This window comes from Sporolactobacillus laevolacticus DSM 442 (assembly GCF_000497245.1).
Lineage (GTDB): Bacteria > Bacillota > Bacilli > Bacillales > Sporolactobacillaceae > Sporolactobacillus > Sporolactobacillus laevolacticus.
The window spans coordinates 1-14098 of record NZ_AWTC01000009.1; the positions used below are offsets into that span (position 1 = coordinate 1).

The 14098-nt window shown below is 42.5% G+C and carries 14 protein-coding genes; 11 read left to right on the plus strand and 3 right to left on the minus strand.

Translation table 11 applies throughout. The features are described 5' to 3' along the window. The first annotated feature begins 961 nt into the window (after positions 1-961). Genes P343_RS28605 through P343_RS28615 form a run of 3 tightly spaced genes read left to right on the plus strand, consistent with a single transcriptional unit; the run spans position 962 to position 3853 of the window. The gene (locus P343_RS28605; protein ID WP_023510268.1) at positions 962-1732 is read left to right on the plus strand and encodes a (Fe-S)-binding protein; all 771 of its coding nucleotides are present in this window, start codon (positions 962-964) and stop codon (positions 1730-1732) included. Continuing rightward, positions 1698-3158 carry a LutB/LldF family L-lactate oxidation iron-sulfur protein gene (locus tag P343_RS28610; protein ID WP_023510269.1) on the plus strand — a complete coding sequence of 487 codons (1461 nt, stop codon included), beginning with the start codon at positions 1698-1700 and terminating at the stop codon, positions 3156-3158. Before P343_RS28605 ends, P343_RS28610 begins: the two co-directional genes overlap by 35 nt. Then, positions 3155-3853 (plus strand): LutC/YkgG family protein, encoded by a 699-nt coding sequence (locus P343_RS28615; protein WP_023510270.1) that lies wholly within the window; start codon positions 3155-3157, stop codon positions 3851-3853. The genes P343_RS28610 and P343_RS28615 overlap by 4 nt, the downstream gene beginning before the upstream one ends. Before the next feature lie 68 nt (positions 3854-3921). Here P343_RS28615 and P343_RS28620 read toward each other — a convergent pair whose 3' ends face one another. Together P343_RS28620 and proB are read right to left on the minus strand one after the other, a co-directional pair. After that, the gene (locus P343_RS28620) at positions 3922-5187 is read right to left on the minus strand and encodes a glutamate-5-semialdehyde dehydrogenase (RefSeq protein WP_023510271.1); all 1266 of its coding nucleotides are present in this window, start codon (positions 5185-5187) and stop codon (positions 3922-3924) included. Then, positions 5187-6338, minus strand: coding sequence for a glutamate 5-kinase (gene proB, locus P343_RS28625; protein ID WP_023510272.1), 1152 nt, complete (start codon positions 6336-6338; stop codon positions 5187-5189). Before proB ends, P343_RS28620 begins: the two co-directional genes overlap by 1 nt. 859 nt (positions 6339-7197) lie before the next feature. Between proB and P343_RS28630 the strand changes: the two genes are divergently transcribed. The 4 genes from P343_RS28630 (at position 7198) to P343_RS28645 (ending at position 9599) form a co-directional block, all read left to right on the plus strand. Further along, complete coding sequence (locus tag P343_RS28630; protein ID WP_031263965.1) at positions 7198-7566, plus strand: MerR family transcriptional regulator; 369 nt, start codon at positions 7198-7200, stop codon at positions 7564-7566. A 13-nt stretch (positions 7567-7579) separates the two neighbouring features. Then, positions 7580-8761, plus strand: coding sequence for a MalY/PatB family protein (locus tag P343_RS28635; protein WP_023510274.1), 1182 nt, complete (start codon positions 7580-7582; stop codon positions 8759-8761). Positions 8762-8877: 116 nt separating this feature from the next. Then, positions 8878-9318: a hypothetical protein gene (locus tag P343_RS28640; protein WP_023510275.1), complete on the plus strand. Its 441-nt coding sequence runs from the start codon at positions 8878-8880 to the stop codon at positions 9316-9318. After that, positions 9306-9599: a YxcD family protein gene (locus P343_RS28645; RefSeq protein WP_023510276.1), complete on the plus strand. Its 294-nt coding sequence runs from the start codon at positions 9306-9308 to the stop codon at positions 9597-9599. The genes P343_RS28640 and P343_RS28645 overlap by 13 nt, the downstream gene beginning before the upstream one ends. A gap of 43 nt (positions 9600-9642) precedes the next feature. Here the strand turns inward: P343_RS28645 and P343_RS0118860 are convergent, their stop codons facing one another. After that, positions 9643-10695: an ATP-binding protein gene (locus P343_RS0118860; RefSeq protein ID WP_023510277.1), complete on the minus strand. Its 1053-nt coding sequence runs from the start codon at positions 10693-10695 to the stop codon at positions 9643-9645. 355 nt (positions 10696-11050) lie between these two features. Between P343_RS0118860 and P343_RS28650 the strand changes: the two genes are divergently transcribed. From P343_RS28650 to P343_RS28665, 4 genes are all read left to right on the plus strand, one after another. Then, the gene (locus P343_RS28650) at positions 11051-11350 is read left to right on the plus strand and encodes a FeoA family protein (protein WP_023510278.1); all 300 of its coding nucleotides are present in this window, start codon (positions 11051-11053) and stop codon (positions 11348-11350) included. A gap of 22 nt (positions 11351-11372) precedes the next feature. Then, positions 11373-11603, plus strand: coding sequence for a FeoA family protein (locus P343_RS28655; RefSeq protein ID WP_023510279.1), 231 nt, complete (start codon positions 11373-11375; stop codon positions 11601-11603). Between the two features lie 37 nt (positions 11604-11640). Next, complete coding sequence (gene feoB / locus P343_RS28660; protein ID WP_031263967.1) at positions 11641-13782, plus strand: ferrous iron transport protein B; 2142 nt, start codon at positions 11641-11643, stop codon at positions 13780-13782. A gap of 86 nt (positions 13783-13868) precedes the next feature. Beyond that, complete coding sequence (locus tag P343_RS28665; RefSeq protein ID WP_023510281.1) at positions 13869-14096, plus strand: hypothetical protein; 228 nt, start codon at positions 13869-13871, stop codon at positions 14094-14096. Positions 14097-14098 lie beyond the last annotated feature (2 nt).

Consider the following 14098-nt stretch of genomic DNA (forward strand, 5'->3'; position numbering starts at 1 on the left):
GCCGTTAAGCTCTTCTGTGCCGATGGTAATTGGGGGCTGTCCCCCTGTGAGAGTAGGTCACTGCCAGGCAAATGAACCCCGCGTACTTTTCAGAAATGAGAGGTACGCGGGGTTGTTATATTTATAATACTTTATGATTAAAGGACACAGCGAGGGTTTCGATGGCCAAGCAGGTCGAGGAAACAAGGGAGCGAGCATCGGAATGTAGTGACTACATGAGGATGTGAGCGAGCACAGATGACGAAGAGATGCGCCGGCAAGCGAAAGCCGCAGCGGGCCGATGGTAATTGGGGGCGTCCCCTGTGAGAGTAGGTCACTGCCAGGCAAATGAAACCCGCGTACTTCTTGGAAACGAGAGGTGTGCGGGTTTATTATTTTTTATACATGTTTGATGTTCTTTAAAGGCACATCGAGGTTTTCAAGGGAATTTCTTAGTTCAGAGGGATTCCCCTTTTTTACAAGAAAAGAAAGTACAAAATTTTGGACTTAGTCACTAGGGTGATCGGTATTACCTCGCCATGATTTAGGTTCAAACACGAAAATGCGAGACTCCTGCAGGACTAGTATTGTTGATGCGAGCAACTGAAGTGGCATTGAAGCACAAGTTTGGTGAATTAAAGCCGTATAAAAAGTGGCAGCCAAGGACAGGCGCAGCTTGGTTTTTCTTATAATACAAAGAAATTATAGCCAATAGAAGAGTTATTGCAACAGATCACGGAAAATGGTCAGGTTTCATGAAGCCCAAATGGTACTGAGAAAATTTTCGAATAGAAAAAACGCATATTCACTATAACTTATTAATAATCATAATTAGCTAAACTGGGTTGATCTTTTTTAAAATATGTATAAAATGTGATTGATGAGTGATCAAATTGTGACGGTTTTAACCTATGAGTAGCTTAAGAGATCAATAGGAAATTAAAGGTAAAGGTCACAAGATAATAGAAAGAAGATGAGACTGATGAAAGTTTCTCTTTTTACGACATGTTTAGGAGAAATGTTTTACGTCGATGTATTAAAAGATGTAACAGAAATACTTGAGCGACTCGGTTGCGAAGTGGATGTCCCTGAAGGACAAATTTGTTGTGGTCAACCCGCGTACAATAGCGGTTATGCAAAGGATACAAAAGGGCCAGCAAAACAAATGATCAAAGCATTTGAAAACTCGGAATACATTGTCTGCCCGTCAGGGTCTTGTGCGGCGATGTTCCATGAGTACCCTGATTTTTTCGCGGATGAACCAGAGTGGCAGGAACGCGCAAAGAATATTGCAGAAAAAACCTACGAATTTACTCAATTTATTGTGCGTGTGCTTGGTGTAGTAGATGTTGGCGCTGAATATCATGCAAGAGCGACTCTGCATACATCATGCCATATGACACGGTTACTTGGTGAACGTGATTCCCACTACACATTGCTGAAACATGTAAAAGGGCTTGACCTAGTCCCACTGCCGAACAATTATGATTGCTGTGGGTTCGGCGGTACATTTTCTGTCAAGATGTTTCCCATTTCAGAACAGATGGTAGATGAGAAAATTCGCCATATCGAAGAAACAGATGCCGAGGTACTTATCGGCGCTGATGCAAGCTGCCTAATGAATATTGGCGGGCGGATGAAAAGACTCGGTAAACCGGTCAAAGTATTACATATTGCGCAAGTGCTGAACAGTCATCAAACGGAAGGAGATGAGCGCTATGCCGATGAAAGTCGGAAATCAACCGTTCTTTGAAGGTGTTGATAAGGCGATTCATGATTCTTTCATGGTAAACGCAGTTTCTTCAGCTCAAGACGGCCTCCGAGGAAGAAAGTTGAGCGCTACAGTTGGTGACGAAGCACTTGGTGATTGGGAAGAATGGCGCAGTTCTGGTGAAGAGATAAGAGCACATACACTGAATCATCTTGATTACTATTTGAAACAGCTCAGTGATAATTTTTCTGCTCGAGGAGGACACGTCTTTTTCGCAGAAACTGCGGAACAAGCCCGTGAGTATATTAAAAAAGTTGTCAAAGAGAAAAATGCGAAGCATATTGTTAAAGCAAAATCTATGGTTACAGAAGAGATCAGTCTGAATGAAGCGCTCACTGAAGAAGGATGTGAGGTACTGGAAACAGACCTTGCAGAATTTATCCTTCAGGTTGACCAAGATCGGCCATCGCATATCGTTGTTCCATCAGTGCATAAAAACCGGCAGCAGGTTCGCGACGCATTTAAAAAATTGGGCTATGAAGGCTCAGATGATCCGAAAGAACTTGCTGGATTTGCGCGGAAGACGCTGAGAAAAAAGTTTTTACAGGCTGATGTTGGCATTACCGGATGCAACTTTGCTGTGGCTGATTCCGGCAGCATCTGCCTTGTTACCAATGAAGGCAACGCCAACATGGTCACTACCTTTCCTGAAACACAAATAACGGTTATGGGGATGGAGCGTCTTGTTCCGACATGGAAAGAGTTGGATGTTGTTGTCTCCTTGCTTTGCCGGAGCTCAGTCGGTCAGCGCTTAACAACCTATGTGACTGACATTACACCAGAGCCAGATCAAGAGGCGGTAGACAGTCCCAAAGACTATCATCTGGTGATTGTTGATGCAGGAAGGTCAAACGCCTTAGGCACGGAGTTTCAGTCTGCTTTACATTGTATTCGATGTGCTGCTTGCATCAATGTATGTCCAGTGTATCGTCATATCGGCGGTCATGCTTATGGTTCGATTTATCCTGGTCCAATTGGTGCGGTACTTTCTCCAATTCTTGGTGGATACGAAGAATACGGCAAATTGCCATATGCGTCCAGCCTTTGCGCGGCTTGCACGGAAGCATGTCCGGTTAAAATCCCGCTTCATAAATTGCTGATTCGCCATCGTGAGAAATACGTCGAAGGCGGGGGACATCCACCGATCATGGAAAAAATAGCCATGAAGGGGTTCAGCATTGGCGCATCTTCACCATTCATGTTTAAAACGGGTGTAAAAATGGCACCGATCATGCTTAAACCACTTGTTCATGACGGATCAATTCCTAAGGGACCTGGTCCAATGAAACCATGGACACATGGGAGAGATCTTCCGGAACCTAGCCATGATAATTTCAGAGACTGGTTTAAGAAACGTCACCAAGAAAAGAAAACCAGTCAGGACAAAGGAATGAGTGAACCATTATGAATGGTACGATCGAAAATCGGGATGCATTTCTTAAGAAAATAGCAGAAAAGTTACATCATACACCGAAAGAAGTGCCTGAAAAGCTGCACTGGCTGCACACACCTCAAGAATCGGTATACCAGGACTACTCCTCTGATCAACTTGTTGATATGATGAAAAAGGCGTGTGAATCGATTCATACGAAAGTCTATCAAACAACCTCGAAAGCCATAGCCAGACAACTGGATCAAATCATTACCGACTATGGTGCAGGAAAAATTGTGGCGACGAAGGACCCAAGGTTTACTGAATTTGGACTCACAGAGGTATTAGAGAAGTACAAAATTTACTCCTGGGACTATACGGATGGGCATGTGACTATTGAAAAAGCTGCAGAGGCAAACATCGGGCTGTCCATTTGTGACGTCATGCTCGCAGAATCGGCATCAGCTGGACTTTTTACCGACAAGAACAAAGCAAGATCTGTCAGTCTTCTTCCTGAAACATCTATTGTGATTGTTCCGCAAAGCCTGATTGTGCCAAGGCTGACCCAAGCGATGCAGATGGTAGAAGATCGCGTGCAAAAAGGGCAAAACCTTTCATCCTATATCAACTTTATTTCAGGACCAAGTAATAGCGCGGATATCGAAATGCGTCTGGTTGTTGGTGTTCATGGTCCTATTAAAGTCGCTTATCTCATTGTTTCTGATCTTTAATGGATAGGTATTGAAAAAGACAGTTTCTCCCGTTAAAGGAGAAGCTGTCTTTTCAAATAAAGCATAGATTATTTTCGTATCTGCCCGTTGCCTTCGACAAGATACTTAATACTTGTTAGAGCGACAAGCCCCATTGGGCCGCGTGCATGTAGCTTTTGAGTGCTGATGCCGATTTCCGCCCCAAAACCAAATTCTTCGCCGTCAGTGAACCGCGTTGAGGCGTTATGATAAAGGGTTGATGCGTCAACGAACTGGAAAAAGCGCGCAACATGCTGCTTGTCTTCTGAAATAATTGATTCCGAATGCTGTGTGCCATATTTATTGATATGGGAAATCGCTTCATCGATAGTCTTAACGATTTTAACAGCAATGATTTTATCAAGATATTCGGTTGCCCAATCTTGTTCTGTCGCAACCTGGAGATCAGGGAATAGATCAGCCACAATCGGATCAATCCGACATGCTACTTGCGCCGTGCGTAGCGCATCAATCAGCGCATGTCCATAGGTACTGAACCAATGATCATGAACAATGACGGTTTCAATTGTATTGCAGACAGAAGGACGCTGCGTTTTGGAATTCAACACGATACTGATAGCCATCTCCGGCTTCGCCGTTTCGTCGATAAATACATGGCAATTACCGGCTCCGGTTTCCAGAACCGGGATGCTCGCTTGTTGGATGACCGTCTTGATTAACCGGCTGCTGCCACGCGGAATCAACACATCGATCATACCATTAAGCCTGAAAAACTCATTTGCGGTTTCGTGACTTGTATCTTCCAGAAGCTGGACACTATTTTCTGGAAGATCAGAGTTGTTGAGTGCTTCACGAATAACAGAAACAATCGCCTTATTTGAATCCAACGCGGATGCGCTGCCTCTTAAATAAACCGCATTCCCTGTTTTTAAGCAAAGTCCGGCGGCATCGACAGTTACGTTTGGACGCGCTTCATATACCATTCCGACAACACCAATCGGTACACGTATTTTTTTAATGTGCAGTCCATTTGGACGCTCCCAACTCTCCAATTCATCTCCGATCGGATCCGGCAAATCAGCGAGATGTTCCAAAGCGTTTGCCATTGAGTCAATCCGATCCGTATTCAGCATTAGGCGATCCAATAGTGACTCGTTCATACCGTTTCTCTTCGCACGTTCAATATCAATCTGGTTTGCTGAAAGAATCATTGCAGTTTTTGCACGTAGATTCGCTGCAATGGTTCGTAGGGCATTGTTTTTTTGTTCGGTTGATTTTGCGGCAAGAGATTGTGCTGCTGTCCTTGCCTGTTTTGCTTTATAAACAAGTTCATTCTCTTTTATTATATCGTTCATCATCCATTTCTCCTTTCGTTTGGCACCGGACGAAGTACTGCCGTCCAGGGAACCCAATTATCGCGATGCACGACTTCGGGATGGCAGACATTAACCAGATCCATAGCGCGCATACTTGGCAAACTTTTAATTTCATCCAGTTGTTCTGATGAATAGTTGACTTGGCCTTTTCCAAGAACGTGGTTTTGTTGATCTACGATTTGAATGACTTCACCAGCTAGAAAATGGCCACTGATTTGTTTTATACCGGCTGGAAGCAGGCTTTTGCCTTCGTTCATCAATGCATGCACTGCCCCGTCGTCAATTTCAATCTTCCCAGATATTGGTGAGTGGAGCGCGATCCACTGCTTGGAAACTTTTAGCGCAGGCTTAAGGCTTTCAGTGCCAATATAGGTACCATCGCCTTCGCCATTAATAATTTTCACCAATTTGTCTGCCCCGTTGCCAGTTCCAATAAATGTACGTACACCGAGTGATAGTGCAGTGCGTGCAGCGCGTAATTTCGATTTCATGCCACCTGTTCCAACTTTTGAACCGGAAGCATCGCTTGTTTCGCGAAGTAAGTGATCAGGAAGCTCTTTAAGAAAGTGATAGCGTACGGCATCTTCATACTGGTTGGGATTCTTGTCGTATAATCCATTTACATCCGTTAAAATGGCGAGAAAATCGGCATGAATTAAACCACTGACCAATGCTGAAAGCATATCGTTATCACCGAATGTCAACTCTGCGAGTGAAACAGAATCATTTTCATTGATAATGGGAATAACTGAACGCTTCAGTAACTCACTAAGTGCAGAATAGGCATGGCTCATTTGTTCACGCCGTTCAAAATCCTGACGAGCGAGTAGAAGTTGTGCAATCGTTAATCCATGTTTTCGGAAAGCATCCGCATAATTGTTCAGTAACATTACTTGACCAACAGCGGCTGCGGCTTGTTTTCCAGCGATCGTTACCGGTCTCGAAGGATAACCCAATCCGGAATAACCGGCTGCGACCGCACCTGAAGAAACGATCACGACTTCATGGCCATTTGCCTTTAATTCAGCAATCGCATTGACATGATCATGGAGTTTCATACGGTCCAATTGTCCATGGGCATCGGTCAGTGAACTGCTGCCAATTTTAATGACAATTCTTTTTGTTTCCATAAGCAATCCCTCTCATCTAAAAAAGCCTCTCTCCATCCTTAATAAAAGGACGGGGAGAGGCTTTACCCGCGGTACCACCTTTGTTAGCACAGCCTAATTGCCATGCTCTCTCAGAACTTCGTATCGTGAAGACGACGATCTGGTTTTGGCCAGACAGCTCAAGGGTAGGTTCAACGTGAAAGATACGGGGGCACCTTGCAGCCGATGGGTGCCGTTCTCTTGCGCTTTTCACTGTTTACTATTCCCTGTCAACGCTCGTTATAATTAACACCATTATATTCAAGCACCGAATTGAAGTCAAGAGATCAATCGGTGATGCAGATCTTTTTCATCAAAAAGGAAGCAGTGCTAAAATAATAATGAATAAACATGGTGAGGGGGCTATTCTATGTCCCAAAGCGTTTAATAAGAATATATGAAATTAGCTCTGGGACCTTCTGTGGTATTAAAGTGACTTGAATACCTCAGATATTTACTATTTGAAGCATGACAATCGTGATAAATAAAATAGCTGATAAAATATGGTGGCTTACATGCACACGATGAAAAAACGCTAAGCCATTCAATAAGCGACTTGCCAATACAAGTATAAACAGTGGAATTGTCAACCAAAATGGTACCTTATAAAGTAACATGAACACTGATAATATGAAGCAGTTACTGTGGGTAACTAGAAAAAAATAGAGCGAAAATTTTCGGATTCTTTTTTTAAAATAGTATAGTCCTGTTAGGATACAAAGTATTGAATAGATCATCAGTAGACTCCCTGAAATCATCTGTAATTCCCCCTTAGTTGTTATCAGGTATTATTTAAAAGGATGGGGTTTACCCCATGTCAAGTAGAAAAGGGGCTGCAAAAATGAAAATCGGTGAGTTTGTGAAAGTATGCGGAACCACTAAAGATACCGTTCGTCATTACGAAGACTTGGCGCTGATTCATCCAATTAAACCAAGTTTTTATAAAATTTACGGTCAGAGAGAACTCGATGATTTTCGAACAATTAAAGAAATGCAATCGCTTGGTTTATCGCTAAAAACAGTCAAAAAATTATTTGAGATGAAAAGTGAAAATGGCTGTGGGTCCCAGATGTTAATTGATCATGTATCTAAAGAATTGTTGATTCAACAAGCAGCACTTGAAGCTGAAGAAACAAAGATCCGAAAAAAAAGGAAAGCTATTGAAACATTAATCGCTGGAATCCAACAAATGAACAATCAAAATTTTTGAGGAGTGTGAATCAATGGCGCATACATACGACTTTGACTCAGTTATTGACCGGAAAGGAACAGCATCAATTAAGTGGGATGAAGCTGATCGTATATTCGGAGGAAAAGATTTAATGCCTTTATGGGTAGCCGATATGGATTTTCAAGTGCCCATTGAAATTACGGAAGCGCTAAAAAAAAGAATCAGCCATGGTATTTATGGATACACGGCTAGTTCAAACAGCTATCTTTCATCCGTGCAAAAATGGATGTCAGACCGACATCATTGGCCTGTTGAAAAGGAAGGGATTTGCCACAGTCCTGGAATTGTCACTGCGCTTAATCTGATTGTTGACGGTTTTACGGAAGAAGGAGACAAGGTGCTTATTCAGCCTCCGGTATATCCTCCATTTTCAAAAGCGGTTTTAAATCAAAATCGTCAATTAGTGACAAATCCACTCATTTATTCAAATGGTCGTTATACTATGGATTTTTCGGATCTGGAGAATAAGCTATCGGATCCTAAGGTTACTTTAATGATCCTGTGCTCACCACATAATCCTGTTGGTCGTGTTTGGACGAAACAAGAACTTGCGACCGTAGCAGAGCTCGCTCTGAAATACGATGTGCTGGTCATTTCTGACGAAATTCATAGTGACCTTGTTTTTCAAGGCCATCAACATGTGCCTTTCGCGACCTTGTCGGAAGCTGCAGCTGCTCATTCGATTGTATGCACTGCACCGAGCAAGACATTTAATCTTGCCGGACTTCAGATTTCAAATATTATTATTCCAGATCCAGCCCTAAGAAAACGTTACAAAAAACAAGTGAGTAGGTTCAGCTTGAGCGAACCCAATTCGCTCGGAGCGGTCGCGGCGGAAGCAGCTTATTCCTATGGAAGTGAATGGCTGGAGCAATGCCTGGAGTATATTAGACAGAACGCGGATTTCGTATCGAATTATCTACAGAAGCATATCCCCGATCTCAATATGGTCCCACTGGAAGGAACTTATTTGGGATGGATTGACTGCCGTCACTTGGGTTGGGATAAAATAAAATTGCAGCGTTTTTTTCTGCACGATGCTAAGATCGCGCTTAATCAAGGGTATACTTTTGGTGTAGAAGGTGAGGGGTTTGTACGGATTAACCTTGCTTGTCCGCGCTGGCTGCTAAAGGATGCGCTAAACCGATTGCAGACAGCTTTGGAACAAGAATGAAAGGGTTGAACGCAATTTCAATAAGTCTAAGTAACCGTTTGCTTTGGTTTTGAAACCTTTTGTACATGAATCCGTATAAATGATTATAGAAGAGGACAGGAGGCGTTAGTCATCCAATGAAAAAAATAATGGCAGTTTTTCTTGCTCTGGCATTGATTTTTACACCTGCCGGCAACTTTGTTTTTCATCAAACCGATCAACAGGTAAGCGCGAAAGGATACCGATCCGGTGTAAAGAGCTTTCAGTCGAACCGTGGAAGCGGCACAAACTCGTTCTTTGGAAACAGGCAGAATAGGACTCAGAATAGCCGGACAGCAACTACGTCGAGAAATTTTACGGGCGGCAGTTTCATGCGCGGGATGATTTTCGGAGGATTATCCGGACTTCTGTTTGGCAGTCTGCTTTCCCATTTTGGCGGATTTGGCATGATGGCCGGATTCCTGATCAATATTATTGCTATTCTGGTTGTGCTCGCTCTGATTCGATATCTCATCACCAGCTTTACGAACCGTTCACGAAAAAACAGATCTGAGGATTCTAATCCATGGAAGAGATAACGATTTCTGAGCAGGATATTGTAAACGCATTATGTCTTCATCTCGCAAGTAAGAAAGGGTTATCTCCAAATGAGATTCAGATAGAATTGATGTTTGATGATGATTATGGGTTCTCCGCCGAAGCCTATTTAGGTGAACGGAAGCAAATCTTGATTGAAGCAAACATCATTGAAGCTATCCGCTTTTGGATTGAGACAGAAAAGGGCGCGGATCCCTATGCAGCCTCACTTCGGTTAGAATGTGATGATGAACAGGGCATAGTTGCTTATTATCAAAACTGACTATATACAGAAATCTCCCTTGGCATAAGCCGAAGGGAGATTTTTATCTATGTGCTTTTGGGAAGATTAAATGAAAGGTTGTACCCTTGTTTTCCTCGCTTTCAACAGTAACCTTTCCTTTGTGGTTTTTAATGATGGTGTACGTGACCATCAGTCCTAGCCCCGTTCCAGTGGCTTTCGTAGTGAAGAAAGATTTTCCTAGGTTTTGAAAGGCCTGTTCAGGTATACCCTTGCCTGTATCACTAATTGTTACATGTTCTTCTTGATCGGCTGACCAGAGGTTTATAACAATATTTCCACCGGCGGGTATTGCCTCGAGAGCATTTTTAATTAGGTTGACAAATACTTGCTTTAGTTGTGTGCGGTCTCCAAAAGAAAGATGGTTCTCACCGTTCATGGAAATTTTCATTTCAGTCTGCTGTTTTATTGCCTGCGTTTCGAATAAACTGATTGTTTCCTGTGCAATTTCCGACAGGTCAAGTTGAGTAAAATGTTCACGTTTCGGTTTGGTAAAGTAGAGAAGTTCATTGGTGATTTTCTCAATTTGTACAATTTCTCGCATGATAATTCGCATATAATCCATATTGACTTGTGAACTGTTTTCCATTAATTGCAGAAAACCTTTAATGGATGTGAGCGGATTTCTTATTTCATGAAGAATGCCTGCTGATAGTTCGCCGATAACCGAGAGTTTTTCTGATTGTCTCATGCTCTCTTCAACGGCTTTGCGATCGCTAATGTCACGGATCGTAATCTGAACCATTTGTTGTTCATGATCCCAAAAAGGATGGCATGTGATTTCCGATGGGATTTTATTATTTTTACTTGACTGAATGGAGAGTGCGAAAGTTACAGTACTCATCTTGTTCGAACAGATCTCTTCCAGATGGCGGCGAAAAATCGGCATATCCGATGGGTCAATAAAAAGACCAAGCGATAAACCGCAAAGAGGTGTGTTTTCATCAAAGGATAAAAGTTTGTTTGCAGCACGATTTGAATATACAATTTTTTCTCTATTTAGGATGATAATTGCGTCAAGTATCTGATCGATCATTCGCTTAAAATCAAATTCCGTTGATTTGCTATTGCCTGACATTTCCAAGCCTCCCAAGAAAATCATAGGTTGATCAAACACGTTTGTAAATATATATGTTGCAATTTATCTACTTATTTCATCTTTTTTGTTTAATTATCGGTATTTAAGAGATTTTACGTCGTAAAATGTAGAAGATAATCAGCATGTCACTGACTGTCACGATAAATTCATAAATTTTTATTGTTAATGATTGCTAGATCAACTACAATTTAATTGAAAACAATTATCATTATCAAATATGATGTTTTCTTTTCTTCAGAGAAAATACTTATCTTGCCCCATGAATCATAAAACGAGCAGTCTATTCGATACGATAAAAGTGTTCGATTACATAAACAGTGAGGAGAGAACTTAAATGGAGAATACAGATGCAGTAGTTCAAAACAATTCACATGTATCAGATTGCCATCGGCCTACTCAGGCATCATCGTGTAGTCAGCAACTTCCGTTAAGCATGGTCCACGCTGGTGAACGTGTTCGGGTGAAATGTGTTTGCGGTAAGGATGAGACACGTCGTTTTCTGAGCAATTTAGGATTTGTTGAGAACGCGGAAATAGCTGTCATTACTGAGATGAATGGAAATGTCATAGTGAACATTAAAGGAACAAGATTAGCAGTCAGTAAAGTCATGGCAAGGCGCGTTATGACCTTTTAATCGGATTAGAGGATGGTATAGGATGAAAACACTTCGAGAAGTAAAGCCTGGGGAAACTGTTTTTGTTGGCCGCCTCAAGGGCGAGAGGGCTCTTAAACGAAGAATTATGGATATGGGCATCACAAAAGGTACGAAAATTTTTGTCCGTAAAATTGCGCCTCTTGGAGATCCAATAGAGATCACTGTGCGCGGATACGAGCTTTCTATCCGCAAGAGCGAAGCAGATAGTATTGAACTGATTGAAAAACCCTAATGAATTGTGACTCAATGCACTGGGAGGAGAGATGGAAATGAAGTATAGGATTGCGCTAGTCGGGAATCCGAATTGCGGCAAGACGACAATGTTCAATGCTTTGACAGGAAGCAGCCAATATGTCGGAAACTGGCCAGGCGTAACAGTTGAGAAAAAGGAAGGGAAGTTGAAAGGACATAAAGATATAATTATCACTGATCTTCCAGGAATATATTCACTTTCTCCTTATACGCTTGAAGAAGTTGTCAGCCGTAATTATTTGATTAACGAGAGACCGGACGCCATTATTAATCTTGTCGACGGAACAAATCTGGAACGGAACCTTTACTTGACGACGCAGGTAGTGGAACTGGGAATTCCTGTTGTGATTGCTTTGAACATGATGGACATCGTGAAAAAGTCCGGAGATCGAATCAATGTGAGAAAGTTAGGTGCTCTGCTGGGCTGCGCAGTAGTTGAAACGTCCGCTGTTAAGGGAATCGGCTTAATGGAAGCAGCAGAAAAAGCGATTGAGCTGGCTCAAAGCAACAAAACAAGTGTGTTAAAGCACGAATTCAGCAAAGAGGTTGAAGTTCCACTTTTAAATATTACCAATCTCATAAAAGATCATGTAGCACAAGAACGTTTGCGTTGGTTTACTGTTAAATTCTTTGAACGCGATGAAAAGGTGTTAGCCGATTGTCGTCTGCCTCAGAAGATTCAGGAGCGCCTGGAAAATATCATTGTTGGCATTGAGCAGGAATTTGAAGACGACAGTGAATCAATCATCACAAATGAACGGTATGATTACATTTCACGTATTGTGAATGAGACGGTACATAAGAAGGAGAAAACAATGACGGCATCCGACAAAATTGATCGGTTTGTCACCAATCGTTATTTTTCACTTCCCATTTTCGCGGGCATCATATGGCTGGTATATTATATCTCCGTAACAACATTGGGAACGATGGTCACCGATTGGACAAATGATACTTTATTTGGCGGATGGATTACTGAAGGCGCGGCCTATCTATTATCAGCAATTGGCACGGCAGCTTGGCTTCAGAGCTTAATCGTGGATGGCATTATCGGTGGGGTGGGAACTGTTTTAGGCTTTGTTCCCCAAATGCTTATTCTCTTTTTCTTCCTTTCAATATTAGAGGACTCCGGCTACATGGCTAGGGTCGCTTTCATCATGGATCGGATATTCCGTCGCTTTGGATTATCCGGGAAATCGTTTATTCCAATTCTAATCAGTTCCGGATGCGGAGTACCAGGAATAATGGCAACACGTACCATTGAAAATGAAAAGGATCGCAAGATGACGATCATGCTAACAACATTTATCCCGTGCGGGGCTAAGCTTACAATTATCACAATGATTGTTACAACGTTCTTCCCAAAGTCAACATGGATTGCGCCGGCAATGTACTTCCTCGGCATCGCAATGATCGCTATTTCAGGAATTATTCTTAAAAAGACAAGGCTGTTTGCGGGTGATCCGGCACCTTTTGTAATGGAATTACCGGCATATCGCCTGCCATCTCTAAGAGGCGTGCTTATTCATATGTGGGAACGTGGAAAACACTTTGTTGTCAAAGCGGGAACGGTTATTTTTATCGCGTGCGGAATCATTTGGTTCCTCTCTTCTTTTGGATGGAACTTACGCATGGTTGATGATATCAATCAAAGCATGCTCGCTTCCGTTGGTCAATTAATTAGCTGGTTCTTTGCACCACTAGGTTTTGGGACGTGGAAAGGCGCAGTAGCAACGATCAGTGCTCTGGTTGCCAAGGAAAATGCGATCGGAACTCTGGCAGTACTGAATGGCGTTTCTGATGGAGCGAATACTCAGGCATTAATTGCTGGTGTCGGTTCAATGTTTACCAGCGTCGGCGCACTCTCATTTATGTTATTCAATCTCTTTAACCCGCCTTGTTTTGCAGCTATTGGCGCGACCAGCAGAGAAATGGGCGGCTTTAAATGGACGATGATTGCTCTCGGTTACCAGACCTTGCTCGGTTACAGCATCGCATTTGTTGTCTATCAATTAGGCAGTGTGTTCTTCCTTGGAAAAGGTTTTGGTCTCGGCCCCATTCTTGCAATTATTCTTATTGCGGGCGTTATTTTCTTACTTGTTCGTCCTGCTCCAGGAGAACGGAAGGTATCACTCACTCACACAAGTGCTCGAGTGTAGCGGAGCACTACATTTAAGTTGATCCATAGGAAATGCTCTCGATTCATGAACGATGAATTTATTCATGCTTATAAGGAGGTGCGCGTATGAACTTACCCACAATACTTGTCTTACTTCTCTTAATCTCTCTATACGCGTTGGCAATCCGTTACGTCAGGAGAAATAAAAGTGCGTGCACAGATTGTGGTCTAAGCGGTGCATGTCCGATAAAAGATTTACGAAAGAATGCCATGAATCGTCAGTGCGCAGTGGCGGTTGAAGCAAAACAAAAGCCTACATTGTCTGAACTTAAAATGATGATACGAAAAGAATAGCG

Coding starts and splice junctions, on each gene's coding strand:
- P343_RS28605 (WP_023510268.1), top strand. CDS start 962: ATGAAAGTTTCTCTTTTTACGACATGTTTAGGAGAAATGTTTTACGTC.
- P343_RS28610 (WP_023510269.1), top strand. CDS start 1,698: ATGCCGATGAAAGTCGGAAATCAACCGTTCTTTGAAGGTGTTGATAAG.
- P343_RS28615 (WP_023510270.1), top strand. CDS start 3,155: ATGAATGGTACGATCGAAAATCGGGATGCATTTCTTAAGAAAATAGCA.
- P343_RS28620 (WP_023510271.1), bottom strand. CDS start 5,187: ATGAACGATATAATAAAAGAGAATGAACTTGTTTATAAAGCAAAACAG.
- proB (WP_023510272.1), bottom strand. CDS start 6,338: ATGGAAACAAAAAGAATTGTCATTAAAATTGGCAGCAGTTCACTGACC.
- P343_RS28630 (WP_031263965.1), top strand. CDS start 7,198: ATGAAAATCGGTGAGTTTGTGAAAGTATGCGGAACCACTAAAGATACC.
- P343_RS28635 (WP_023510274.1), top strand. CDS start 7,580: ATGGCGCATACATACGACTTTGACTCAGTTATTGACCGGAAAGGAACA.
- P343_RS28640 (WP_023510275.1), top strand. CDS start 8,878: ATGAAAAAAATAATGGCAGTTTTTCTTGCTCTGGCATTGATTTTTACA.
- P343_RS28645 (WP_023510276.1), top strand. CDS start 9,306: ATGGAAGAGATAACGATTTCTGAGCAGGATATTGTAAACGCATTATGT.
- P343_RS0118860 (WP_023510277.1), bottom strand. CDS start 10,695: ATGTCAGGCAATAGCAAATCAACGGAATTTGATTTTAAGCGAATGATC.
- P343_RS28650 (WP_023510278.1), top strand. CDS start 11,051: ATGGAGAATACAGATGCAGTAGTTCAAAACAATTCACATGTATCAGAT.
- P343_RS28655 (WP_023510279.1), top strand. CDS start 11,373: ATGAAAACACTTCGAGAAGTAAAGCCTGGGGAAACTGTTTTTGTTGGC.
- feoB (WP_031263967.1), top strand. CDS start 11,641: ATGAAGTATAGGATTGCGCTAGTCGGGAATCCGAATTGCGGCAAGACG.
- P343_RS28665 (WP_023510281.1), top strand. CDS start 13,869: ATGAACTTACCCACAATACTTGTCTTACTTCTCTTAATCTCTCTATAC.